Genomic DNA, 25,949 nt, shown 5'->3' on the forward strand with positions numbered 1-25,949 from the left:
GCAAGCGCCCTGCCCGCTGCTGGTTAGTCGGCGGTCAGATCGGAGCGCAAGATTTTGACGCTCCCCCGATCACCATTCCCCACGCCAAAAATCTCAGCATAACGTAATGCGGCATTGGCATGCTCACGCATCAGTGATTCGGCACGGGTGCCCTGCCGGTTTATCAGTGCATCGTAAACAAGGTGGTGCTGAACATTCGCAAACGTCAGGCGCAGGTACTCCCGATCCATCGCGGAACTGTCGATAGCAATAGAGTGCACCGAGGCAAAGGGAATATGGTCGTTAAGCATGATGGCGCTCTTGACTGCACCATTACCGCAGTTATCAATGATGGTGTTATGAAATGTCATGTTCAGGTCGTGAAACGTAACCACATCCCCTTCATCAATAGCCCCTCGGGAAAACAGCTGATCACCCTGATCAAGACACTGCTTAAGCGTATCGCGAACACTCTCTGTCAGCCCGACCTCAGCTAGCAGGCGTGCAGCCATCCCCTCGAGAACCCCCCGCACATCAACCGCATTCCTGATCTCTTCAGTGCTGATCTGACGCACAGCATAACCCCGTGCCCCCACCGTCTGTAGCAACCCCTCCTGCGCCAATAGCTTCAGAGCCACCCGGATAGGGGTGCGTGAAACACCTAATCGCTCGGCGAGCGACTCTTCCCGCAGTCGTTCTCCCGCCGCAAGATCACCGTTCACAATCATCTGTCGTAACGACAGAATAACCCGTTGCCCCTGCTTACTCATCCAGACTCCCGCTCAATATTCGGTCTACTTTCAACACCCGACACACCTGACAACTTGGATACAAATACCAAAAACTTACACCCAAAACAAAAAACAAATACCCGCCTATCTATATGTTTTTAAATAAATAAGCCGATAAAACAAACCTGATAAAATATATCACAAACAAAATAACTTTACATTTTTGAATCCAATAACCTATATTCGTTGAAGCATTGCCAGGGCATGCAAGACCTGTACTTAAGAGTATAGGTCAACGACGCTGCCGATGAAGCGCTTAGATGCTGCAACAGATAGCCCGGGGGGCTGCAATAAAAAACTTAACCGATACACTATCATTAATACAAACCTATATAGCTAATAAAAATAAACAGATGCAGATCTGACCATCCCGCAATAGCTCAGCAACAACTCTTTCAGGGATAACGTAAAGCCCGGGTGACAGCTGAACAGATCTGCGCATCATCAATATGATGAATTATAGGAGCAACATATGTGTAAACTTCTGACCCGTTTAACCGCGGCAGGCCTGCTATCGGCCGCACTTCTCTCGCCCGCCCAGGCAGCAGAATTCACTATCCGGCTGGGGCATCTCTGGCCAGCCGTCTCCGGCCCACATAAAAACCTGATTCAACCCTGGGCGGATAAAATCGAAGCGGAATCCGGCGGGCGCATCTCAGTAGAAGTGTACCCATCCGGTACTCTGGCAAAACCACCAGCACAATATGACGCAGTCAAAAACGGGATAATGGATGTAACGGCAACGGTTCAGGGTTATAGTGCAAACCGTTTCCCTCTGACACAAATTGTCGAGCTCCCTGGCGTTGCTAAAGATGCAGTCAATGGCTCCTGCATTCTGCAAAGCCTGCTTGATGAGAAGCTGATTTCTGAAGAGTACGAAGATACCAAACCTATTTTCCTCTATACCCACGGCCCCGGTCTTTTGCACACCCGGGATAAACTGATCAAGGTACCCTCTGATCTGTCGGGCCTGCGCATTCGCCGTCCAACAACGGTTGTCGCAGAGCTGCTGACAGAGTTAAATGCACAACCAGTGGGCATGCCGGCACCCGGTTCATACACGGCGATGCAACGGGGCGTGATTGATGGCGTCGCGTTTCCATGGGAAGCGATGGCGTCTTTCCGGCTCAATGAGCTGACCAACACCCATACAGAAGTGGGCGGTCTATACACCATATCCTTTATCGTCACCATGAATAAACGGGTCTATAACAGTCTACCAGCGGACCTTCAGGCCATTATCGACAAAAACTCAGGCCTTACATGGGCTGAGAAGGCAGGTGAAGTGTTTGACGCACTGGATGTGGTAGGCAAAAAGCAGGCGAAGGATGCCGGCCACGAGATCTTCACCATTGAGGGAGGCGTAAACAACCCGGACTGGAAACCACTGCTGGATAAAGCATCCCAAAACTATATTGACAGCCTTGAAGCTAAGGGTCTGCCGGCGAAAAAAGTATATACGCGGGCCAGAGAGCTAGCCACAAGCTGTCCTTCCTGAACCATCATGGCCTCTGAACCTGAAGGGTTCAGAGGCTTTCACACAATGTTATTCCCCCCTCTCAGACACTAGCGCCCTATCAGCAGATAGCGGCAGACTCCCTCTTCACATCAGCTAAACGCAGACCCATCCCCTGAAGCATGCAGACGCATTTGAGAGAATAAGGCTGACACTGTCACTTTGAGACCTATTTTTATTGATTTAAGTCATCTTCACGATAGCCTGAGCTTTACATTCAACAAGCAAGCAAACCACTACAGGTTGAGTAATGATGAAGTCCAGCCCGTTTCAAAGCATTCGATTCAAACTTTCAATCGCGATGGTCATACTGACCCTGGCGATCCTGATCATCGCAGTATCCGGCAAAATTCTGACAGATGAGATGAAATCAGGTGTAAACACCTTTGGTCAGAACTACCTGCCGGCGATTTCAAGCATACTTAACGCAGACAGAGACCTGTACCAGGCCAGAGAAGCCGAGCTGGAATATCTGCTGGGCAATACCAGCGATAAAATTCTCAACGATTTTAATGAGAATGCTCAGCAGGCACTGGATCGGATGAATAAGTACAAAGCGCTGATGTCAGAATACCCCGACATCATCCGCAAACTGGATGCTTTTGATACGCGCTTCAGTGACTGGAAAGCAAAAGCGGATCGGGTACTGGCGCTTATAAAAACCGGTAATACCGACCAGGCACGCGCCCTGAGCGATGGCGAGGCGCAAACCGCCTTCAAAAAACTCCGAAATCTATACAATCTGGCAGGTGAAGAGCTGGATGCACAATCGATCCGCGAGCGTGACCGGCTGGAGCAACAGATCTCGACAGTGTCTTTTGGCCTGGGAGTTTTCATTTTCATCGTGCTGATTATTGCCGGCGCGCTCACCTACTTAACACCGAAACTTCTGGTCACCAATATCCGCCGGCTTACCACAAGCATCCAGGAGATCAGTGAGGGCGATGGCGACCTGACTCTCAGAATAAACTCCGATCGGAAAGATGAACTGGGTGAGTTAGCTGATACTTTCGATACTTTTGTCAGCAACCTTGAAACACTGATATCTGACATCCGCCATCAGGCGGAGTCAATGAACAGCAGTTCAGCTCAACTGGAGCAATCGGCTGACAGCAGCATGAAAATTGTTAATGAGCAGAGCCAGGAGGTCGAGATGATAGCAACCGCGGTGGAGGAGTTTAGTACCGCCATCCGCGACGTCGCTGAAAACGCTCAGCGTACAGCCTCAGAAACCGCTAAAACCGTCGATATCTCCCACAGAGGCAGGGACATAATTAATGATTCGGTGATTAAGTTCCAGAGCCTGACCCGCTCAGTTACCAATTCAGAAGAGGTGATAGGCAACCTGGCTAAAGAGTCTGAAAATATCGCTTCAGTGCTGGATGTTATCAGAGGGATAGCCGACCAAACCAACCTGCTTGCCCTGAATGCCGCAATAGAAGCCGCCAGAGCAGGCGATCATGGCCGTGGGTTTGCCGTTGTATCCGATGAGGTTCGTTCGCTGGCCAGTAAAACCCAGGCGTCCACCGAAGAGATACAGGCGATGATAGAAAAGCTGCAAACGGGGGTGAATCAGGCTGTCAGCTCAATTCGCGAAGGCTCTGAGCAGGTAAACTCCTCTGTCGAACTGGTTGAAAGCACTCAGGACCTTCTGAGTGAAATCGAAACATCCGCCACACAGGTAAACGACATGGCAATTCAGATCGCTTCTGCAACCGAAGAGCAAAGTCTGGTGACGGATGAGATCAACCGAAACCTGGCCCACCTGAGTGATCAGAACCAGGTTTCCAATGAACTCACCCAGAACACCCAGACAATATCGACCTCGTTTAAAAAGGTTGCCAGTGATCTGTACGGAAAAATGAAGCGATTTAAAGTCGGCCATTAAGCAGCACAAACGATCTGGTAAAAAAAAACGCCCTCGACCGGGGCGTTTTTTATAGTGAGATAATTTCGGTTAATCTATCAGTGTATCGATCAGGTCTATCATAAACTCAGTCTGCTCTGAGTCCATGGGTTCCCAGGTTTCGATATCCATACTTTCGAGGACTCCCTTACCTTTCTCATCATCATGCATCGTCAGCAAAGCGGTCTGAATGGCAGGGATATGCTCCGCCATCCTCGGCCCCACCAGCAAGCTGTGATGTACTACACTGATCTGACTACTCACCAGAACACGCATTTTTGAACGGATCAGCTCAGACAACTCATCGTACGCATCTTTGAGGAAAAAACCGGCATCCGCATCACCGTTTAACAGATTTTTCGCTACAACAACATAACTGCTGTGCTGCTTAATCTCAGTATTGTTTTTGTCCAGATCCGCCGACTCCAGCATGATCATACCCATGGTATGTACATCCGGGTCATCTGTGGTTGCTACACGACAGCCAGAGATAAGATCTTCTACCGTGTGAAATGGAGATTCAGCGTTAACGGCAATAATCGTTTCATCAGACTTACTGGCCGGTTTCACTACCGCCTGAAACCCCATCTCCCGCACCAGCATAGAGGCGTCGTAAGGGTTTGCATAAATCAGGTCAAATTTTTCGGCACGAATATCTTCGCGCTGTGCATCAAAGCTATCATACAGTTCAAGATGAATACCGACACCCAGTTTACGCTGCAGCCAGGTGTTGAAAAAATACCACCCTGAAATATGGTCGGGGGCAAAATCAGGGCTGACCGTGAGATTAAATGTCATCTTTATCACTCCTCAGCCAACAATGTTTTGTACAACGCTTCGCTCTCAACAATTTTACTGCGCGAAGGCTTACGCCGAACCGAGGTATAACCAACCAACTGGCCATTACGGATGTTCGGAATCACGGTCGCTTTTACCCAGTAATAGGCGCCGTCTTTACGTAAATTTTTAACATAACCGTGCCACTTGGTTCCCTGCTCTATAGTATCCCAGAGCCCTTTAAACGCAATTGCAGGCATATCGGGATGTCGTAAGATGTAATGATTGGTTCCGATCAGCTCATCTTCCGAGTAACCGGACATATCTATAAATGCCTGATTCGCATGGGTAATAATACCTTGCGGATCGGTTCTGGACACAATCAGCTTGCCATCAGGATAAGGAACCTCCCGGTCAACAATATCTGCTGTGCGTTTCGTACCATCAAAATATGCTATTTCTACGGTACGTACTTCTCCTGTGTCTTGCTCAGACATACTTACAGCCTTCTTCGCTCAGGCACCGCACATCTTCCCTGATAGCTGTTAATCCATAACCGGTGCCAGATGTTTACGATTAAAGGATCTTACCGATCGCCTCTGCCGCACGCTTAACGTCCAGGAATATAAGACCCAGACGAGCATTCGGTTTAGCAACAACAGTCAGTACTGAGTCCTGATTCGCATGGGTCATCAGGATATAGCCCTCGTCCCCTTTGACCAGTACCTGCTCAAGTTCACCCCGGGCAAGCTCTTTTGCAGTACGCTCCCCCAGAGACAACATGGCAGCACTCATTGCACCAACGCGGTCTTCATCCATACTTGATGGCAGCAGCGCCGCAATCATCAGACCATCTGTAGAAATTACCGCAGAGGCTTCGATATCAGCAGATGTGCCGTTGAGATCACTCAAAATTGAGGTCAGCATCTCAGAACGCATAGAACACTCCTTCCATTTATTTTCCCTATATGGGAGTTCATTAAAACTATTAATTAGTAATCAAGGTATCGACGAGCCAGGCTCGCCAGTATTTCAGCAAACGCCTGCTGATTCAGTTTAGGCATATCAGATATCACCAGCGTGAAGCGTTGATGACCGATATAGATCACCCAAAAACCCAGCTGGCTTTGCCCTGCCGCGTTCATGATGCCCCAGGAGTCTCCGGCTACTTCCAGATCGCTGGTCAGAATATGTTTATGACGTTCCTGCAAAGAGAGCAGATCTGCGGCCAGTGCCGCCAGGTTTTCTGATTGTTCAGCAGAATACCCCGTTGAAGAAAGGCAAAAACCCTGGTCATCTGCCAACAGCGCCTTACCACTATCAGATATCTGCTGCAGAAGGTCGGGCAGAATATCCTCAAGCGGACCCCGCTTAATCTCAGGAGGTGATTCAGATAGTGCAACAAACCCCCGGTCGAGTAACTGCTGGAATAAGCCCATTGCCTGGGTCTCATCCAGATCAGCCAGCTCAGCCACCAGTTCCAGCGAGTAGAGCAATTCAAAATCAGTAGAGAGCAACTGCAACAACATCGCCCTCGCGTCATCCGGGGCTGAATTTAATGTGGCAAAGTAAGCTCCGCTAGGGGTGATAGCGATATAACGAATGGAGTCCTGATTGTAATCTCCCACCAACATATCTCCGGCTACATTTTTATTAGTTACTAAATCCCTGAATTGCCACATTACTACAGAAGAAATTAAGGGCCATCAACTGCTGCTTATTTCGACCGGAACGCTCCCAGGGCGTAGGCGGCAGTCATAAATGAAAACACATAACGCTGGTGAATCTTGAGGACTTTAACCACTTCCAGCGCTGACAGACTATGCCTTCCCCACAAACTACTGATCGTAGTTGCGTGAGGTATTGCCAGCAGACGCTCAAAATCAAGCCCCTTAGTCAGACGATGGGGTTGCTCCGGGTCTATATTACGGTTAAGACGCCCTTTCGATGTCCAGAGTGCCAGCTTCCAGATCATCTCATCACTTTCCACCAGTAAAACTTTTGATCCGGTCACACTGGGACGCTCGAGATCCAGATCCGGACGCACTTTCAGCGTAAGCTCCTGATAACCAAACCGGGTAAGTGCAAGCGGAATCAGAAGGTCTTCACTGAAATCGAAAAGAAACTTCTTATGTTCAGGAATATAGGCCAGCGTTCCGGGCAATCCGGTAATTTCCACCGGCACCTTCTGCGCCTCGCCTTCAACAATAGCCTGCTGCAAAATTGCCAGCAGGGTAGAATCCTCTTTAAAGAAAACCCTGCGCCGCTGATCCGGTTCATACATATTGACATCAGGGGCGTTGCCACAACATTCATAGACCATCTGATAGGAAAGCCGGGCTTTGACATCCTGGGGTTTCTTTTCTGCAGCTTTACGCCCAACCGGCACGGCCACTGCTGACTCAACCTGTGCCTTAGGAGGAGCAACAGTATCAGCCTCAACCTTAACAACGTCGTCTTCACTCTCCGGGTTCACCGGGGCGGGCTGGTTATCAAGCTGAAACCGCTGCCGTACTTCAGAAGAGTTCTGATCACGGTCTGAGGTGATGGTTTTATAATCGGCCATTGCCTGGCGACCCGTAGCCAGGCGTTTCTGATACGCCTGAAACGCTTTTTCACCTTCATTGCGCACCTGATTATCAGGTTGCTGATCGCCATCAGCAGGAACAAAAGACTCAATTGCCTGGTTGATCGCTTTAATCAGACGTTTACCATCGAGGGGTTTGCGTAGCGTCTCAAATCCGGGAAATTCATTCTCAGTGGCAGTAACTGCAATAATTGGGCGGCTATTACGATATTGCTCAACAACCGGTTTTACAGCCGGGTGTTCCATATCGATGATCAGAACATCAGCATGCTCAGCCGAGACCAGACTGTACATACTGCGGTGCTGCATAAAGAACAGATCCATCGCTGTTTTCGATTGCAACTCAAAGCCGACGATTCCCAGCTTAATGACATTGCTTGCAGCACGCTTATTCAACTTGATATGAGATACCCCCACAACTACGCCCACCCCGTTATAGTGAGAAATTAAAATAGAGACTAATGCAGTGAAAAGCTACCGTTACAAAGCACAGATTTCTGTTTGTTTAATTGCAACAATCTGTAATTATCGCCATCTGCCAGAGCTTCCTGGAACAGTTCAAGATCCTCTTTTCTGATCAGATCGGCCCCCTGCTCCAAAAGTCTTTTGCGCAACGCCTGCCCTTTACCTTCGAGGGTCAGAGACAGATCCAGCAGCGCACCGGTCAGTTCAGCCTCATCATGGCATAAGATAGACAGATACACCCGCTGCACCTGATTACGCAGGTTATTGGGCCGGGAGGCTACCAAACGATTGAAATGATGCAATAAAACAGACTTGTGTGGCCCGTCATAGATTAGCTCTTTACCCTCTAATGCGGTAAAAAGAGTCTCAATGTTAAGAGCATTTAGCCCTTCAAGCTCAGCATTCAGTTCCCAGCCGGAAACTGCCGCCCAAATTGGTGAATTCACAAGCCCGCCCTCTACTACTAAGATTTACTGAATCCGACAACTGTTGATCACTCAACCGGACTAACTAGTAACTAACGTTAATATAAATACATGTGCTTGGGTATTGATAAGTACACATTTTAGTGACTTAAGTTGAATAATACATAAATCGCTCAGCCTTTTGTGATTCTCAAGAGATAACCTTGATCTGCATCACATAGATCTCACCCGCTATTTTAACTATGAATACATTAACTTAGCCAGTTATTCACTATACCTAAATAAAAAGCATCAGCGGTTAAACTTCCTACAAATCTTAACTTTAGAGCACATTTAGGCTAAAATTTATGCGCCAATTTAAGCTAGTTAAGCCAGGCTTAAGTTAGGCGTCTAAGATTACCGGCCAACTGTCAGAGAGTCGCGTACCAATATTGTCTGACAGAGATAACAGATGAGAGGTATATCGTGCTTGAAGCTTACCGTAAACATGTAGAAGAACGCGCCCAGGAAGGCGTGCCGGCAAAACCACTGGATGCAGATCAGACTGCAGCGCTGGTTGACTTATTAAAAAACCCACCTGCTGGCGAAGAAGCATTTATCCTTGACCTGTTGGAAAACCGTGTACCTGCGGGTGTTGACCAGGCAGCCTATGTTAAAGCTGGTTTTCTGGCTGCTATCGCAAAAGGTGAAGCCGAATCGCCACTGATTGACAGGGTTAAAGCCGTTCAACTACTCGGCACCATGCTGGGTGGATATAACATCCAGCCACTGATCGCTGCACTTGATGACGATGATCTTGCGCCGACTGCTGTAAAAGCTCTGTCCCATACACTGCTGATGTTTGACGCATTCCATGATGTGAAAGATAAAGCTGACGCAGGCAACACGTTTGCGAAACAGGTTCTGGAGTCCTGGGCAGCTGGCGAATGGTTTACCTCTAAGCCTGAACTACCCGAGAAGATCACCGTTACCGTATTTAAAGTACCCGGTGAAACGAATACAGACGACCTGTCCCCTGCTCCCGATGCCTTCACCCGGCCGGATATCCCATTGCACGCCAATGCGATGCTGAAAATGGAGCGTGAAGGTATCGAACCCGTTCAGCCAGGCTCTGTTGGTCCGCTGAAGCAGATTGAAGAGGTAAAAGCAAAGGGCTACCCGGTTGCCTACGTAGGTGACGTAGTGGGTACCGGCTCTTCGCGTAAATCTGCTACCAACTCGGTACTGTGGTTCTTCGGTGACGATATTCCACATGTACCCAACAAGCGCGCTGGCGGTTACTGCTTCGGCGGCAAGATCGCTCCTATCTTCTTCAACACCATGGAAGATGCAGGAGCACTGCCGATCGAAATGGATGTAGACAAGATGAATATGGGCGATGTCGTAGACATCTATCCCTATGAAGGCAAAGCAGTCAATGCTGAAACCGGCGAAACACTGTGTGAATTCGCACTGAAAACACAGGTACTGCTGGACGAGGTTCGTGCCGGTGGTCGTATCCCGCTGATCATTGGCCGGGGTCTGACTGATCGTGCCCGGGAGGCGCTTAGCCTGGGTCCGGTTGATCTGTTCCGCAAACCTGAACAGCCTGCCGATACCGGTAAAGGCTACTCTCTGGCTCAGAAGATGGTGGGTAAAGCCTGTGGCGTCGAAGGTGTTCGCCCCGGCACATACTGCGAACCTAAGATGACCACTGTAGGCTCTCAGGACACGACCGGTCCGATGACCCGTGACGAACTGAAAGATCTGGCATGCCTTGGCTTCTCTGCCGACCTGACCATGCAGTCTTTCTGTCACACAGCGGCTTACCCTAAACCCGTTGACGTACAAACGCATCACACTCTGCCAGACTTCATCATGAACCGCGGCGGCGTATCCCTGCGTCCAGGTGACGGTGTCATCCACTCCTGGCTGAACCGTATGCTGCTGCCTGATACTGTTGGTACCGGCGGAGACTCTCACACCCGCTTCCCGATTGGCATCTCATTCCCGGCAGGTTCTGGTCTGGTAGCCTTCGCAGCTGCGACCGGTGTTATGCCTCTGGATATGCCTGAATCGGTTCTGGTGCGCTTCAAGGGCACTAAACTGCAGCCAGGCATCACCCTGCGCGATCTGGTTAACGCGATCCCCTATTACGCGATCAAACAGGGCCTGCTGACAGTTGCTAAATCAGGTAAGAAAAACATCTTCTCCGGTCGTATTCTTGAGATTGAAGGTCTTCCGGACCTGAAGGTTGAACAGGCGTTCGAACTGTCTGACTCCGCAGCTGAACGCTCCGCAGCGGCATGTTCTATCAAGCTGGATGCTGAGCCGATTAAAGAGTACCTCAACTCCAACATCACCATGCTGAAGTGGATGATTGCTGAGGGTTACGGCGACCCACGCACAATTGAGCGCCGTATCAAGGGCATGGAGGAGTGGCTGGCTAACCCTGAACTGATGGAAGGCGATGCTGACGCAGACTATGCTGCCGTAATCGAAATCGATCTGGAAGATGTTAAAGAGCCCATCCTGGCCTGCCCGAACGACCCTGATGACGTTAAGTTGCTGTCGGAAGTTGCCGGCACCCACATCGATGAAGTATTCATCGGTTCCTGCATGACCAACATCGGCCACTTCCGCGCCGCTGGTAAGCTGCTGGAAGCCTCTGGTGCATCTATCCCAACCCGTATGTGGATCGCACCACCAACCAAGATGGATGCCGCTCAGCTGACCGAAGAGGGTTACTACAACATCTTCGGTAAAGCGGGTGCACGCATCGAGATGCCGGGCTGTTCACTGTGTATGGGTAACCAGGCCCGTGTCGGAGATAACACCACGGTTGTGTCCACCTCCACCCGAAACTTCCCCAACCGCCTGGGTACCGGTGCTAACGTCTTCCTGTCCTCTGCCGAACTGGCCGCGGTAGCAGCACTAATTGGTAAGATCCCGACTGTTCAGGAGTATATGGATTACGCGACTAAGATCGATAGCATGTCTGCCGATGTTTACCGCTACCTGAACTTCGATCAGATCGACTCTTATATCGACAAAGCATCTAACGTGATCGCCACGGCGTAATCGTTAGATAACCCGATAAGACCACTAATGCTTACTTAAGCATCAGAGCGATAGAAGGGTTTGACAGAAAATCCGATGTTGATATCAGCATCGGATTTTTTTTGCTTCATCGCACTTTATCAAAGGATGCCAGCATATTCGATATGCTGTGGAGCGATATAACAGCCTGAAATAACCCCGCCAAAGAGGACACGGAGAGCACAGAGAAAACCTTATAAATAGCGTTTCTCCATGCCCTCTGTGGTAAAACATTTCCCTGATACTTTTCAGCGTCAAGTATCAGGTCTCCACCTGTCAGTTATAGGGCTGTTTTCTGAAACGCCGGGCGTTCAGGTTTTTGGCACGCTACATTTGGCAAAATCTCAGCTAACCAAACGCGGGTCTCTCTGAGGTCAGAATGAAAACTAAACCGCAAGCATAAAAAAAGCCCTGAAGGATCAGGGCTTTTTGTTAGTCACATGATTTGTGATTAAAGACGAACAGCCGGGATAGCAGTATGCGCTACGCTCAGGTCCTGACTCGGTGGAACGAAAGAGGTCAGGTTGATACCTTCAACGGCTTCTTTGTACTCTTCCAGAGTCGGGAAGCGACCCAGGATAGTAGACAGAACAACCATTGGCGTTGACCCCAGCAGAGACTCACCTTTCTTCTCTGAACTATCTTCTACAACCCGGCCCTGGAACAGACGGGTAGAAGTGGCCAGTACAGTATCACCAGGCGCTGCTTTTTCCTGGTTACCCATGCACAGGTTACATCCAGGACGCTCTAAGTAGAGAATGTTTTCATACTGAGTACGTGCCTTTTCTTTTGGATGTTCATCATCAAAAGTGAAGCCAGCGTATTTCGCGAGAACATCCCAGTCACCTTCCGCTTTCAGCTCATCAACGATGTTGTACGTTGGTGGAGCAACAACCAGTGGCGCGTTAAAGGTGATCGGACCTTTCTTCTCCAGGTTACGCAACATCGCAGCGATGATCTGCATATCGCCTTTGTGGACCATACAGGAACCAATGAAGCCCAGATCTACCTTACGTCCATCATAGTAAGAAGCGGGACGGATCACATCATGGGTGTAACGCTTGGAGATATCTTCGTTGTTTACGTCCGGGTCAGCAATCATTGGCTCATCGATTGCGTCAAGATCAACAACCAGCTCAGCGTAGTACTTAGCGTTATCGTCCGGAGCCAGTGCAGGTGCTTCGCCAGATTTAACTTCCGCGATACGCTTGTCAGCCAGGTCGATCAGGCCTTGCAGCATGCCCGCTGCGTTATCCATACCTTTGTCGATCATGATCTGGATACGGGACTTAGCCAGTTCCAGAGACTGGATCAGCGTTTCGTCAGTGGAGATACAGATAGACGCTTTCGCTTTCATCTCTGCAGTCCAGTCAGTGAACGTGAACGCCTGGTCAGCCAGCAGAGTACCGATCTGTACTTCAATGACACGTCCCTGGAATACGTTTTCACCACCGAACTTCTTCAGCATCTGCGCCTGAGTGGCGTGTACGATGTCGCGGAAATCCATGTGAGGCTTCATAGAGCCTTTGAAGGTTACCTTCACAGACTCAGGGATTGGCATAGCGGACTCACCTGTCGCCAGTGCGATTGCAACAGTACCGGAGTCAGCACCGAAGGCGATACCTTTAGACATACGGGTGTGGGAATCACCACCAATGATGATTGCCCGGTCGTCAACGGTGATGTCATTCAGTACTTTGTGAATAACGTCAGTCATTGAGTGGTAAACGCCTTTCGGGTCACGTGCTGTGATTACACCGAATGCGTTCATGAACGCCATCAGCTTAGGTGTATTGGCTTTAGCTTTGTTATCCCAAACAGATGCGGTGTGACAACCAGACTGGAAGGCACCATCAACACTTGGAGAGATAGTAGAAGCAGCCATCGCTTCCAGTTCCTGACAAGTCATAGGACCTGTAGTGTCCTGAGAACCGACGATGTTCACTTTCACGCGAACATCAGAACCTGTGTGCAGAGGCGTCTTAGAAGTAACACCAACAGCATTACGGTTAAAGATTTTCTCAACCGCAGTCAGACCCTGGCCTTCGTGAGAGATCTCTTTAGATGGCGCGTAAACCGCTGGCGCTTCAACGCCCAGCGTTTCAGCAGCGAACGTTTGCAGTTTCTTACCGAAGGTTACCGCGTAAGAACCACCCGCTTTCATGAATTCAACTTTTTGCGGCGTGAAAGCGTCGGCTACGTCAACCAGCTCCTGGTCGCCGTTGTAGAGCTTCTTCGCTTTAGTATCGATGGTCAGAACCGTACCCGTTGCAACAGAGTATGCTTCTTCCAGTACAGGATCACCGTTTTCGTCACGAACAACTTCGCCGTTTGCGTCAGTTTTCTTAACCCAGTTTTTCAGGTCCAGACCGATACCGCCGGTTACACCAACCGTAGTCAGGAAGATAGGCGCAATACCATTAGTACCAGCAACGACCGGACGATTGTTGATGAATGGGATGTATGGAGAGGTTTTTTCACCGGCCCACAGTGCCACGTTGTTAACACCTGACATACGGGAAGAACCTACCCCCATGGTGCCTTTTTCAGCAATCAGCATCACTTTGGCGTCAGGGTGTTGCTTACCCAGCTCAACGATCTCCTGCTGAGCTTGTGGCGAGATCATGCACAGGCCATGCAGTTCGCGGTCAGCACGGGAGTGAGACTGATTACCCGGAGAGAGTAAGTCAGTGGAGATATCACCCTCAGCAGCAATGTAGGTAACCACTTTGATCTTCTCTGGAATATCATCCAGCTTGGTGAAGAACTCAGCTTTTGAGTAGCTTTCCAGGATATCTTTAGCGATCGCATTGCCCGCTTTGTAAGCATCAGCCAAACGAGTGTAGTCAGCATCGTACAGGAATACCTGAGATTTCAGAACCTCACCTGCAGCAGCAGCCTGAGCGTCGTCAGACAGCGCGATATCCAGCAGCGCTGCAACAGATGGCCCACCTTTCATGTGAGATAGCTGCTCAAGAGCAAACTCAGGAGATATTTCGGCAACCGTTTCTTTACCCAGAGCGATATCTTTCAGGAAAGCGGCTTTAACGCCAGCCGCTGGAGTCGTACCAGGCAGCGTGTTGTAGATGAAGAAGTTCAAAGATGCTTCGCGATGCTCATTACCAGTGTCTTTAATCTGGGCAATGATTTCAGAAAGTAGCTCTGCGCTATCAATCGGTTTGGGATTCAGGCCAAGGTCCTTTTTACGAACCTCAATTTCTTCTAGGTAGTCAGAATAGTAACTCATAGCGTAAAGCGTCTCGTCTCAGTTAATTCTAATTATGAATCTGCGGCAGATTATAAGGAAAAAGCAACAAACAGCTCAATGAAAACAGTTTAAATTGCGCTTATAGTCGGTATAAATAAAATAAATGGCAACAAAATCAATCTGTTCCTGATGGTATACATTGGTTGTAGATCTACATGTTTTTGCAAATTTGGGATAGCTGCTCCTTTGCTGAAAAACAGTAATCATTCAGGAAGGATGCTTAATTTCAGGTTGACCAATATAAGTCAGTCGTTATTTATGACACAGCTGTTTGACGGATGCTCGTGTCCATAGTGATTTAATCGATCGGTCAGAACCATCCCCTCGCCTCTTACTGGCTTCAGTTTAGCAGCCCGGTGGCTTCATATGCTGATTCTGTCCCAGACCCTTCATTTATTCTTTTGACTAGCCCCCTCTGCCATTCTGCATTGCACAAACCCCGTCCGGCAGCACTTGAAAAAGGTCAAAACAGTCTATGCACACTAGCAAATAGTCGTAGATTGTATGAAATATAGACGAAAATAGCGCCAGCAGCCTTGCTTTAAGCTATCTATCCGATAACATTGTCGACAATCTTAACAATGTAATAATTTATGTTGCAGGTGATAGCGGTTCGTTTGACAGCTGAATATATGACGAAGCAGGGAGATCGGGCGACTCCACCAATGACCGGGGCTCGTGCAAACAGCTTATAGGTTCAGCAGCATCCCATCTGCGAGAGGAATAGAATATGACAAGTCCTATCGATTTTGATCCATCCCGTTCCATTAAAACCCTCCCCGGAACAGCGCACCGCTACCATAGCCTGCCAGATACCGCTGCGCGCTTTGGTATAAAGCTTGATGAACTACCCTTCTCTCTTCGCCCCATCCTGGAAGGTATCGCCCGGAATGTTGGCCAGAACGGCATAACCGCTGAGCAGGTTCAGGCGCTTGGAGGCTGGACTGAACATCAGGGTAAGCAGCCGATCGAAATTCCTTTCACGGCAGGTCGCGTCATTATGCACGACCTGAGTGGCACGCCAGCCATTGTGGATTTTGCTGCTATGCGCTCAGCGGTTCAGCGGATGGGTATGGATCCGGCCATCATCGAGCCATTGGTACGCGCAGATCTGGTTATCGATCACACGGTGACAATGGACAACACAGGCAGTCCCGCTTCTCTCAGAATTAATGGGGAGCTGGAAGCAGCCAGAAACAAAGAGCGCTATGCCTTTTTGAAATGGGGTGCGCAGGCATTTGAAACGATCAGGATCATTCCCCCACAAACCGGCATTGTGCATCAGGTTAACCTGGAATATCTGGCACAGGGCTATCTCAACATCAATGGACTGATGGTCCCTGACACCCTCATTGGTATGGACAGCCATACGCCAATGGCCAATGCTTTAGGTATTGTGGGCTGGGGGGTTGGCGGTATTGAAGCCGGTGCCTCTATGCTGGGCCAGCCGATGCAGATGCTGGCTCCTGAAGTGGTCGGTGTTGAGCTCACAGGCGCACTGAGAGAGGGTGTTACCGCAACAGATCTGGTACTGACCATCACGGAGATGTTGAGAAACTATCCGGGCGGTGTTGTGGGTAAATTTGTTGAATACATCGGTGAGGGTTGCGCCAATCTGTCCCTGCCTGACCGCGCTACCATCGCCAATATGTCACCTGAATATGGTGCAACCATGGGCTTCTTCCCATTTGATGAGATCTCAGCCGACTACCTGAGAGCAACCGGCAGGGATGGTGATCTGCCACTCGCATTCTATAAAGCACAAAATATGGCCTGGACGCCAGGCCAGCCGCTGCCACGCTATACCGATCTTCTTCAGCTTGATCTGGCCACGGTTGAACCCTCTGTCGCCGGCCCCAAAAGGCCTCAGGACAGGTTACCGCTGGCTGAGCTTGGCAACGTTTTCAGGAAAGCGGCAACCGAAGGAGATCGCAAACCTGAAGTCGTTAATGTGACGCCAATGAAAGCAGACGAAGCCGGTATTTTCGCACCGTTACCGGAAAGGGAGTTAAAAGACGGCGATATCGTGATTGCAGCGATTACAGCCTGCACCAATACATCTAACCCCGGCTTATTAATTGCAGCAGGTCTTCTTGCTAAGAAAGCGAATGAGCTGGGAATGAAAGTACCTGATGGCGTTAAAACATCTCTGGCACCGGGATCACCGGTTGCCACCGACTTTTTAACCAAGGCGGGACTACAACAGCATCTGGATGCACTGGGTTTTAATACCGCTGGTTATGGGTGTACAACCTGCGTCGGTAATTCCGGCCCTCTGGCACCCAGCATTGAAGAAGCGTTGCAAAACCACGATATTATCGCAGCCTCTGTTTTATCCGGTAACCGGAACTTTGAAGGCCGGGTTCATCCGGATGTTGATACCAACTTCCTCATGTCACCACCGCTGGTGGTTGCCATGGCTATTGCGGGTAACGTGAATATTGACGTCACTACTCAGCCCATTGGTCAGGATGCCAGCGGAAAGGATGTTTTCCTTAAAGATATCTGGCCGAGCAACGCTGAAATTACTCAGACGATGCATGCGTGTATGGATCCGAAAGCCTTCAGAGAAACCTATGAGAACGCCCTCGACGGCCCTGATACCTGGCAGAACCTGGCCTCTCCGACAGGCCCTGTTTATGACTGGGATCCAGATTCAACCTACATCCAGGAGATCTCGTTCTTCGACGGTTTCTCACTGGAAACGCCACAAGATGCGTTAAACAATATCGCCGGGGCGCGCATGCTGGTGATGTGTGATGACAATACCACCACTGACCATATTTCACCGGTAAGCCGGATACGTCCAGACTCCCCTCCGGGTGAATACCTGATCTCACAAGGCGTTGCAGAGGGCGATCTGACATCGCTTGGGGCACGCCGGGGCAACCACCATGTCATGCTACGCAGTATTTTTGGCAACAATAAAGCCAGAAACCTGATGCTGCCAGGCACCACTGGCGCGGTAACCCGTTACCACCCGTCTGAAGGTGAACCTGCACAGATGTCTATTTACGATGCCGCTGCGCGTTACCGTGAAGAAGGCACCTCCACCGTTGTCTTTGGCGGCAAACTGTATGGCACCGGATCATCACGGGACTGGGCCGCAAAAGGGCCAGCGCTGCTGGGTGTCAGAGCGATCATTGCAGAAAGCTTTGAGCGTATTCACAAATCCAATCTGGTGGGAATGGGGGTTTTACCGCTGCAATTGCCGCAAGGGGTCACACGGGCCTCTCTTAATCTGGATGGATCAGAAACCTTTGACCTGAATGGTATTGATACACTTGAGCCCAGAGGCTCTGTAGAACTGACGATTCACCGAGCGGATGGCTCATCCCAGCAGATCGAGCTGCTGTCACGTATCGATACCTCATCAGAGCTGGATCAGATACGTCATAAAGGCATTCTGCCGATGGTGTTACGCGACATTATTGCCGCGAATGCTTAGCAGAACAGCGTAAGCGAAAGATACTGACTAAAAAACCCGCATCATGCGGGTTTTTATTTCAGTAACAGCCTGTAGAGGGCTGATCTGCCGGAAACGGCTTAACGAAAATTAAATTTCCTCAGCCTCTTTAAGGCGTTCCTGCCGCTCACGCTCTTCCTGCATAACTGCTTTGATCTCTTCCAATACAGAGTCAACATCAGCACTATCGGCATCACCGTCATAGAGGCCGGTCAGCTCAGTTTCAGGCTTCAGTTCCCCCTCTTCGTACAGCGCCCACATCTCTTCACCAAAGCGGGACAGACTCAGTACCGGGGCAAACTGGGAATAGTAACGGGTCATATTAGTAACATCACGCAATAACATTGACCTTGCACTGTTATTCGCTGAGGCATCAACTGCCTGGGGCAGATCAATCACGACCGGACCGTACTCATCCACCAGCACATTAAATTCTGACAGATCACCATGCACAATCCCCTCACACAGCATCAGCTTTATGTAGTGCATCATCACTGCATAATCTTCAACGGCCTGCTCTTCTGTAAGCAGTACATCACCAAGACGCGGTGCTACATCTCCCTCATCATCGACCACCAGCTCCATCAATAACACGCCGTCGATACAACCAAAGGTTTCCGGCACCCGAACGCCAGCCCGATACAATCTTGCCAGCGCATCGACTTCAGCGTTTTGCCAGATCTCTTCCTGCTGTTTTCGACCATAAGCCGAGTTTTTTTCCATCGCCCGGGCACGCCGGCCACTACGGACCTTGCGCCCCTCCTGGTATTGCGCAGCATTTTTAAAGCTTCGCTTCACCGCGTCTTTATAAACCTTGGCGCATCGAATCTGACCGGAGCAGCTGACGATATAGATATCGGCTTCTTTGCCGCTCATAAGCCGGCTGATAACCTCGTCGATCAAGCCTTCATCGATCAGCGGCAGAAGAGATTTTGGTGCTTTCATGCATACCTGTAATGTAAAAAACCTGTTTTAGCCGACAGTGGCGAAACTAAGAAGGCAATACTAACACTTTTAAATTTTTTTTTAGCCTGAATCCGTTTCTCCCATACGGATCATTAACCCACAAAAAAGCCCGCAACATTTGCGGGCTTTTTAAAAAGTGGAAAATTACACCATGGTTGGATCTGGCTCCATCCCCATCAGGGAGCGTCCCAGAATCTGCTTGCAGACATCGTAATCGGTATAAGCATGGGCAGCTGTCATATTACAGTCACGCCACAGACGCTGAATTTCATTGTCGTGAATCCAGGTAGAACCTCCTGCTACCTCAAACAACCGGTTTACCGCCTCGCAGCACATCTTAATCGCATAGGCCTGATTGGTCCGCCAGAATGCCAGCTCAGCATCGGTTGGATAGCGCTTCTGCTCACCAAACTCTTTATGCTCGTCCCAGGTTTTCTCCATAAACGCCCGCGCAGCTGCAACCTGATGGGTCGACTCAGCCAGACGCATCAGCGGTGGAATCTCCTTACCACTGCTGGCCAGTGTATAAGCACGGGTACGGTTTTGTGTCATCTCCTTATAAACCGTCAGCATCCGCTCGGCGATACCCAGCGCCATGGCGGCAAAACCACAGGCAAAATAGGGACGGTACGGGGTGTAATAGATCTTACTGTCGGGATACAGACCAAAACCTGTTGACTGACCAGACATCATCGCTTTAGCACGCTCGATACGATGCTCAGGGATAAAGGTATTAGGTTTGATCTTCAGCGTCTTGGTGCCTGAAGGCTTCATGCCCGCAGAGTACCAGTCGTCTTCAATCTCATAATCACTGGCAGGAACAACACCGAAACAGTAGTCTTTCTCACCGGTCTCTTTGTTATCGCGCAAAAAACCAAGAATAGCCCACTGAGCATGATCACAACCGGAGCTCCAGCGCATATCGCCATTAAAGATAACACCGCCTTCACACTCTTCGGTCTTACCAAAGGGAGCGATTGAACTACTGGCCACCGCGTCCGGATCCTCACCCCAGAACTCATCCTGAGCCTGCTTTGAAAACATCGCCATCTGATGGCTGTGAGTAATCAGCAAGCTAAATGCCCAGGCTGTACCACCACAGGCCCCGGCAAGGGCTGCAACACAATCGGTCACTTCAGGCAGAGACAACTCTAAACCGCCATAAGCTTTAGGCTGTAACGCACGATGCAGCTTGATCGATTTTAACAGACGGATATTTTCCTCTGGCACTTGTCTCAGCTTCTCTGCTTCAACAGCATTTGCCGCGATAGCAGGGAGAATTTTTTTAAGCTCATCCAGCATCGGATTTGGTCTTTGCATCACTCATTACCTTTCTCATTATTGTTGTCGCGACAGTGGCTTACCTGAACCCTATGTACTCACACCCTGATTCAGGACCATCTATCAAACTTCTGAATACATTATTGATGACACACCGACAGAATAAAATGGATCTTTCACAGGGTAACTTGTACTTTTCATTGTTAATATATGAAGTATTTTTATACTATAGCTACTATAAAACCAGGACAAAGAGCACTGAAATCGCACTTCAAGTAAAACCAGACTAAACAGAACGGGCCATAACCAGAGAGAACTTGTACAAATCAACCTATTACATGGCAGCCTCACAGATGCAGTTTTACCGCTATAATAAGGTGATACCCAGATATGGAAAATCTAACCGACAGAAGCAAAGCGATGAGTAGTCACTCTACACCACTTGCCCAAAGCAACAGCCCATCAGCCGATATCCCCAACATCGATATCGGCAAGGCTTACGATCAGCATTACACTGACGCAGAGATACATTACGAACAACTGGAAAAGCTGGCAGATTTTTTCGGCCGCAATATGCCCGTTCACCACCATGATCGCTTTTATCAGATTCATGTCATTCTCAATGGTACCGTGCGGGTTCATCTGGATGAGACAAGCTACACCGTCGACGGACCAATGTTTTTCCTGACTCCACCGACGATTCCCCACGCTTTCGTCACTGACAATGACGCTACCGGTCATGTGATTACCGCAAGACAACAACTTGTGTGGGAGCTGATGGGCGAGATGGGACCAACCCGCTGGGGTAACAATGGCATTATGAATAATCCCCTGTGTGTAGCCCTGTCACCCGATTATGATGCCACCGCAAAGAGAATGCTCTACATGCTCAGCCTGATGGCCGATGAGAACGATCATAACAGCATGGAACACTCGCTGGCACTGAAAGCACTGCTCCAGTTGGTACTCATCGATATTACACGGCTATCAGATCAAACCCAGAAAAAACAAAAAATACGCAAAGAGGATGTCCGTATATTTCACCGCTTCAATGAGCTGATCGAAGCCCATTTTCATGAACATCTCTCCCTGGCCCGTTATTCAGCAATGATCAGTGTGACTGAGGCTCGCCTGAATGAGATCTGCAGGCGTCTGGCGGGGCTTCCCTCCAAGCGCCTGATTATGGAGCGACTGATGCAGGAAGCCAGACGCCTGCTGACATACTCTTCTGCACCGATCACGGAGATAAGCTACCAGTTGGGCTTCAAAGACCCGGCTTATTTCGCACGCTTTTTCCGCAGAAATGCAGGCATTACCGCCAGCCAGTACAGAGAAGGAAAAAATTAGCATATAATTTCAATCAGTTAAGTCGTCTTTACAATGCTTATCATTCACAGCCACGGGTAAATAGCTTATGAAAAGTACAATTAAAGCAGTGAAAATTATATGTTAACCAGCCGATCTGCCTCTATAATTAATTAATATATTAAGTTTTGTCCTGCCCGGTATCGACGGCAGATACAATAATAACGACATCGCTACACTATTTATCAAAGGTGACCCTCCATGTCTCAGACAGAATTCGACCCAAAAGATTTTCGTCGTGCACTCTCACAGTTTCCTACCGGCGTAACGGTAATCACCACTCTGGATGCTGACGGCAAGCCGGTGGGCGTCACCGCAAGCAGTTTTAACTCGGTATCTATGGATCCGGTTCTGGTGCTCTGGAGCATCGACAAAGGCGCACACAGCCTGTCTGCCTTTGAAAATGCCAGCCATTTTGCTGTTAACGTCTTAGGTAAGGATCAGGTTTCTACGTCCAATAATTTTGCCAGCCGTGGCGAAGACAAGTTCGCCAATGCGGCTTATTCAGAAGGCCTGGGCGGCTCACCTGTTCTGGATGATTATGCTGCTCAGTTTGAATGTAAAACCTGGGCGGTCTATGAAGGTGGCGATCATCTGATCTTAGTTGGCGAAGTGGTTAATTACCGTTACAACGATAGCGTTGAACCGCTGGTTTTTGCCCGGGGTAGCTATGCTATCTCATCTCAACACCCGGAGATGAACAGTTCACAAGCAGCATCATCGCAGGAAGATGATTTCGTCGGCAGTTATCTGCTCTACCTGCTGCGCGTTGCTTACCAGGGGTTTAGCTCCGAACTCTATCCAAAACTCAAACAACACCATGACATCACCCCTGAAGAGTGGCGCATCCTTGCCCGCATGATCTCGTCTCCGGAGATCAACACCCAGGAGCTTGCAGAGCGGGTTATGCAGCCTGAAGTAGCCTTCAATCAGACTATCAGCTGGATGGCAGAAAAGGGACTTGTTGAACTGTCTGGCAGCACTGCACGTATCACAGCGAAAGGATCTGAGGTCGCTGAAAAGATGAAGCAACTGGCACTGGCTGAAGAAGCCCGTCTACTGGCCTCTATACCTTCTGATCAAACCGATCAGTTGAAGCAAAACCTGAAGACACTCATCTCAAAGCTATAAACTCAAAGCTATAAACTTAAAGCATTTATTTCAAAGCTAAAAAAAGCCCTGATATGCAATCAGGGCTTTTTTATTTCCGTTACACTGAAACCAACAGACTTAGTCGTTGATCAGTAACTGAATACCAGCAGCCGTATTGGAGATCGGAGCGATCAGATTACGGTAACCCTCGGTTACTTTACCGGTCAGACAGCCGCGCATCGCCATCCACATATTCAGCTCAACGCCCTGACCACCCGCCAGCTCAACAATATCTTCCAGACTGTATTTAGTCAGTGCTTCCGGATCAGATACCATTTTGTCCAGACACTCGGTGTCAAAATCGGTGTTGATAATACCTGCACGCTCACCATCTAACTGATGCGACAGACCACCGGTTCCCATGACAACAACCTTCTGATCACCACCGAAGGATTCAACCGCACGACCGACCTGCTGACCAAATGCATAGCTGCGAGAGAGCTTAGGCATCGGGTGACGTTCACAGTTGATGCAGATAGGGATAACCTTGACCTTTGAGTAATCCTTACCAGGGTACATCAGGGTCAGCGGCACGGTCAGACCGTGATCAACTTTGATCTCCTGACAAACGGTTGGATCGAAATCATTTTCAACCAGTTCATTGACAATGTGCCAGGACAACTCAGTTTCACCCCGTACCGGAGGAATAGGGTTAATACCCCAGCCTTCATCGGCATTTTCATACTCGGGTGCGGTACCCACGGCAAAGGTAGGTTTCTTATCCAGAAACATCTCCAGGCCATGGTCGTTATAAAATATGATCAGAATGTCTGGATCAACTTCGTTAAACCACTTTCTCAGAGGCACATAGCTTTGAAAGAAGTCGCGCCAATAGGGTGTGTCTTCCAGACCTTTGTCCATTGCTACGCCAATGGCTGGAATATGAGATGAACCGATACCGCCTACTATTTTAGCCATTGTTTTTACCTATCCCCTGACTGTCCAGATATGCTTGAAACTCTTCGGTGGTTTGTCCAGTCTGTAAACCACCAAAATCCTGTACATTCAGACCCAGAATCGGTCCGATTTTAGCGAGGTAATAGATACTCCCCCCCTCACGAATCAGGCCCAGAACGTCACGATCACGCACGCACTGCTTCTGAGCTTCATTCAGTTTAAATTTCTCCATGTAAGCCTCTTCATCGGCGACAAAGGCATCACGGCCCTCCTTCGAGTTGAAGGAGTAGAACATTTTATTCACGGGATAACCCTTCGTGGACATCGGTCCATCGAAGAAAGTAGTGCCTGGAATAGCACGCATTTTTTTTATAGTCATAGTGACTCCATTGAGTTGCGGGACTACCAAAACCCCAGTATCAAAATATAGGTGCTTTCTACAAGTTGTATATTACGCGCATCTATACTGGATAAAATGCAAATTTCATGCTTTATTATTGTACAAAACATGGATTTACCAAGATCAAAATGACAAACAGCCACTCTCACCAGCCTATCCCTATTACCGATTTCTATGGAGAATCCACGGCCTGGCCGTTGGAGGATATGGTCCACTGCGAACAGTTGAGTCTGCGAAGCGCTCTGTATGACTGGCAGATAAAACCTCACCGACACAGGGATCTGATGCAGATGTTCTTTGTCCTTGAAGGACAGGGCTCAGCCCAGGTTGATAATCGTTCGCTGCTGATCAGCCCCGGCGACCTGCTGGTCATTCCCGAACAGTGCGTTCACACATTCCGCTGGGAATCCGGGTCCAACGGCTATGTGCTTGCGGTGGCCCGTCCCCTGCTGAAAAAACTGGAAAAAGTGCTCGATGATCCTTCGTGGACCCACGGTACAGCGACCTCTTTTTCAACCGGAGCTGACCGCAACTACCTTAATGATCTGTTCTCCTCTCTTAACGAAGAGTGCGCAGGAAAGGAGATCTACCGCCACCTGCTGATGGAAAACAGAGTGCTCTCCCTGGGGATCTGGATTACCCGTCAACATGCGCTCATGAACGAAGCCGATGCACAGCCCAAAAGCCGCTCAGAACAACGATTAAAGCGATTTATCGATCTGCTCGAAAGCCATTTTGATCAGGAGCACAGCGTCGACTGGTACGCGGATAAGGTCGGCGTTACCGCAGCCCATCTGAACGAGATTTGTAAAAAACTACGGCAACAAACAGCACTCAGCCTGATTCACCAGCGACTCCTCACTGAAGCGCAGCGCAACTTAATCTTTACAGGTAAATCCGCTGCCGATATTTCTCATCTGCTGGGGTTTTCAGATCCCGCCTACTTTAGCCGCTTTTTTAAACGGCTTTGTGGGGTGACACCCAAACAGTTTCGACAATCGAAGATGCAGGATTGAGAGCTCAATGCGTTAACACATCCTGTTTATCTGGCTTGTCATCCATCAGTAAAGCGCTATTTCTCGCTAAACTTTGACCGCAAAAATGCGTAGAATACGGGCTTCGTAAATTACACTGGACCGGAGCTGTTATGAGTCTCGACGATATCGATAAGCCTTTAAGTAAAGAAGATGAAACTGCCCAAACGAAAAATGGCTTTCTGGCACTTGTCTCGAAACTGGTCTTTGATGAAAAGCTTCCGGTACGCTTTATGTATAAAACCGTACCTGCACATCTGAATGACACCGGCTGGCGAATGTTTACCGGTTATGAGACCCCGGAGTTTCTTGAAGACGAGGTCACCAACCTGCTGCCGGTTGATGTTGAAAAGATGACTACGTTAGATCCCTCCCTGACTGAACTGGTGGAGTATAACGCTGGCACCGTCTGGGAGCGCACCCCGGAATCCGAAGGCTGGGAACGGGTTTACGACTTCAAGATTCCCGCTGACACGGTGGAAGTCGAAATCACCAACGATGTCTCAGAATTTAAACATTAGCCGCTCCGGCATTAAGCCTTAAACGTTGCTAAAAAAATCCAGCCTTTCCCTTGAAAGGCTTTTTTTTGTCCTTAT

Annotated in this window: 20 protein-coding genes; 8 read left to right on the forward strand and 12 right to left on the reverse strand. The window is 49.2% G+C overall.

Going from position 1 to position 25,949, the window contains the following annotated elements; translation table 11 throughout:
* Nucleotides 1-23: 23 nt before the first annotated feature.
* On the reverse strand, nucleotides 24-749 hold the full coding sequence (locus BMY09_RS06015) for a GntR family transcriptional regulator (protein WP_091355361.1): 726 nt from the start codon (nucleotides 747-749) through the stop codon (nucleotides 24-26).
* A 493-nt stretch (nucleotides 750-1,242) separates the two neighbouring features.
* Here BMY09_RS06015 and BMY09_RS06020 point away from each other — a divergent pair, with 493 nt between their 5' ends.
* Together BMY09_RS06020 and BMY09_RS06025 are read left to right on the forward strand one after the other, a co-directional pair.
* A complete protein-coding gene (locus BMY09_RS06020) occupies nucleotides 1,243-2,268 on the forward strand; it encodes a TRAP transporter substrate-binding protein (protein ID WP_091355362.1) in 1,026 nt (341 codons plus the stop codon).
* 268 nt (nucleotides 2,269-2,536) lie between these two features.
* Nucleotides 2,537-4,174: a methyl-accepting chemotaxis protein gene (locus BMY09_RS06025; RefSeq protein ID WP_091355365.1), complete on the forward strand. Its 1,638-nt coding sequence runs from the start codon at nucleotides 2,537-2,539 to the stop codon at nucleotides 4,172-4,174.
* Nucleotides 4,175-4,243: 69 nt separating this feature from the next.
* Here BMY09_RS06025 and BMY09_RS06030 read toward each other — a convergent pair whose 3' ends face one another.
* The 6 genes from BMY09_RS06030 to BMY09_RS06055 all read right to left on the reverse strand — a co-directional run bounded on the left by BMY09_RS06030 (nucleotide 4,244) and on the right by BMY09_RS06055 (nucleotide 8,467).
* Nucleotides 4,244-4,990: a phosphate/phosphite/phosphonate ABC transporter substrate-binding protein gene (locus tag BMY09_RS06030; protein ID WP_091355367.1), complete on the reverse strand. Its 747-nt coding sequence runs from the start codon at nucleotides 4,988-4,990 to the stop codon at nucleotides 4,244-4,246.
* A 5-nt stretch (nucleotides 4,991-4,995) separates the two neighbouring features.
* Nucleotides 4,996-5,466, reverse strand: coding sequence for a PAS domain-containing protein (locus BMY09_RS06035; protein WP_091355369.1), 471 nt, complete (start codon nucleotides 5,464-5,466; stop codon nucleotides 4,996-4,998).
* A gap of 79 nt (nucleotides 5,467-5,545) precedes the next feature.
* Nucleotides 5,546-5,908 (reverse strand): roadblock/LC7 domain-containing protein, encoded by a 363-nt coding sequence (locus BMY09_RS06040; RefSeq protein WP_019622314.1) that lies wholly within the window; start codon nucleotides 5,906-5,908, stop codon nucleotides 5,546-5,548.
* Between the two features lie 53 nt (nucleotides 5,909-5,961).
* Nucleotides 5,962-6,597 carry a hypothetical protein gene (locus BMY09_RS06045; protein ID WP_091356224.1) on the reverse strand — a complete coding sequence of 212 codons (636 nt, stop codon included), beginning with the start codon at nucleotides 6,595-6,597 and terminating at the stop codon, nucleotides 5,962-5,964.
* Nucleotides 6,598-6,686: 89 nt separating this feature from the next.
* Nucleotides 6,687-7,973, reverse strand: coding sequence for a hypothetical protein (locus BMY09_RS06050; protein ID WP_091355371.1), 1,287 nt, complete (start codon nucleotides 7,971-7,973; stop codon nucleotides 6,687-6,689).
* A 41-nt stretch (nucleotides 7,974-8,014) separates the two neighbouring features.
* A complete protein-coding gene (locus BMY09_RS06055; protein ID WP_091355373.1) occupies nucleotides 8,015-8,467 on the reverse strand; it encodes a hypothetical protein in 453 nt (150 codons plus the stop codon).
* 444 nt (nucleotides 8,468-8,911) lie between these two features.
* Here BMY09_RS06055 and acnB point away from each other — a divergent pair, with 444 nt between their 5' ends.
* Nucleotides 8,912-11,506, forward strand: coding sequence for a bifunctional aconitate hydratase 2/2-methylisocitrate dehydratase (gene acnB / locus BMY09_RS06060; protein WP_091355376.1), 2,595 nt, complete (start codon nucleotides 8,912-8,914; stop codon nucleotides 11,504-11,506).
* A gap of 469 nt (nucleotides 11,507-11,975) precedes the next feature.
* Here acnB and BMY09_RS06065 read toward each other — a convergent pair whose 3' ends face one another.
* The gene (locus tag BMY09_RS06065; RefSeq protein ID WP_091355378.1) at nucleotides 11,976-14,771 is read right to left on the reverse strand and encodes a bifunctional aconitate hydratase 2/2-methylisocitrate dehydratase; all 2,796 of its coding nucleotides are present in this window, start codon (nucleotides 14,769-14,771) and stop codon (nucleotides 11,976-11,978) included.
* A gap of 751 nt (nucleotides 14,772-15,522) precedes the next feature.
* Here BMY09_RS06065 and acnA point away from each other — a divergent pair.
* Entirely contained in the window at nucleotides 15,523-18,240 is a 2,718-nt protein-coding gene (acnA, locus tag BMY09_RS06070; RefSeq protein ID WP_091355380.1) for an aconitate hydratase AcnA, read from the forward strand.
* A gap of 108 nt (nucleotides 18,241-18,348) precedes the next feature.
* Here acnA and BMY09_RS06075 read toward each other — a convergent pair whose 3' ends face one another.
* Together BMY09_RS06075 and BMY09_RS06080 are read right to left on the reverse strand one after the other, a co-directional pair.
* The gene (locus BMY09_RS06075) at nucleotides 18,349-19,203 is read right to left on the reverse strand and encodes a PA4780 family RIO1-like protein kinase (protein WP_091355382.1); all 855 of its coding nucleotides are present in this window, start codon (nucleotides 19,201-19,203) and stop codon (nucleotides 18,349-18,351) included.
* Nucleotides 19,204-19,368: 165 nt separating this feature from the next.
* Complete coding sequence (locus BMY09_RS06080; protein ID WP_091355385.1) at nucleotides 19,369-20,544, reverse strand: p-hydroxyphenylacetate 3-hydroxylase oxygenase component; 1,176 nt, start codon at nucleotides 20,542-20,544, stop codon at nucleotides 19,369-19,371.
* A 351-nt stretch (nucleotides 20,545-20,895) separates the two neighbouring features.
* Between BMY09_RS06080 and hpaA the strand changes: the two genes are divergently transcribed.
* Together hpaA and BMY09_RS06090 are read left to right on the forward strand one after the other, a co-directional pair.
* Nucleotides 20,896-21,852: a 4-hydroxyphenylacetate catabolism regulatory protein HpaA gene (gene hpaA / locus BMY09_RS06085; RefSeq protein WP_245756513.1), complete on the forward strand. Its 957-nt coding sequence runs from the start codon at nucleotides 20,896-20,898 to the stop codon at nucleotides 21,850-21,852.
* Nucleotides 21,853-22,071: 219 nt separating this feature from the next.
* A complete protein-coding gene (locus tag BMY09_RS06090; RefSeq protein ID WP_091355391.1) occupies nucleotides 22,072-23,001 on the forward strand; it encodes a flavin reductase in 930 nt (309 codons plus the stop codon).
* A gap of 99 nt (nucleotides 23,002-23,100) precedes the next feature.
* On the opposite strand, the gene BMY09_RS06095 is transcribed toward BMY09_RS06090, so the two are convergent.
* Nucleotides 23,101-23,940 carry a class III extradiol dioxygenase family protein gene (locus tag BMY09_RS06095; protein WP_091355393.1) on the reverse strand — a complete coding sequence of 280 codons (840 nt, stop codon included), beginning with the start codon at nucleotides 23,938-23,940 and terminating at the stop codon, nucleotides 23,101-23,103.
* Nucleotides 23,933-24,298 carry a protocatechuate 3,4-dioxygenase gene (locus tag BMY09_RS06100; RefSeq protein ID WP_091355395.1) on the reverse strand — a complete coding sequence of 122 codons (366 nt, stop codon included), beginning with the start codon at nucleotides 24,296-24,298 and terminating at the stop codon, nucleotides 23,933-23,935. The genes BMY09_RS06095 and BMY09_RS06100 overlap by 8 nt, the downstream gene beginning before the upstream one ends.
* Before the next feature lie 149 nt (nucleotides 24,299-24,447).
* Between BMY09_RS06100 and BMY09_RS06105 the strand changes: the two genes are divergently transcribed.
* Both BMY09_RS06105 and BMY09_RS06110 read left to right on the forward strand, forming a co-directional pair.
* On the forward strand, nucleotides 24,448-25,335 hold the full coding sequence (locus BMY09_RS06105; protein WP_175483454.1) for a helix-turn-helix domain-containing protein: 888 nt from the start codon (nucleotides 24,448-24,450) through the stop codon (nucleotides 25,333-25,335).
* Between the two features lie 131 nt (nucleotides 25,336-25,466).
* Nucleotides 25,467-25,874 carry an immunity protein Imm33 domain-containing protein gene (locus BMY09_RS06110; RefSeq protein WP_091355401.1) on the forward strand — a complete coding sequence of 136 codons (408 nt, stop codon included), beginning with the start codon at nucleotides 25,467-25,469 and terminating at the stop codon, nucleotides 25,872-25,874.
* Nucleotides 25,875-25,949 lie beyond the last annotated feature (75 nt).

This window comes from Amphritea atlantica (genome assembly GCF_900111095.1).
In the GTDB taxonomy this organism is placed as follows: Bacteria; Pseudomonadota; Gammaproteobacteria; order Pseudomonadales; family Balneatricaceae; genus Amphritea; species Amphritea atlantica.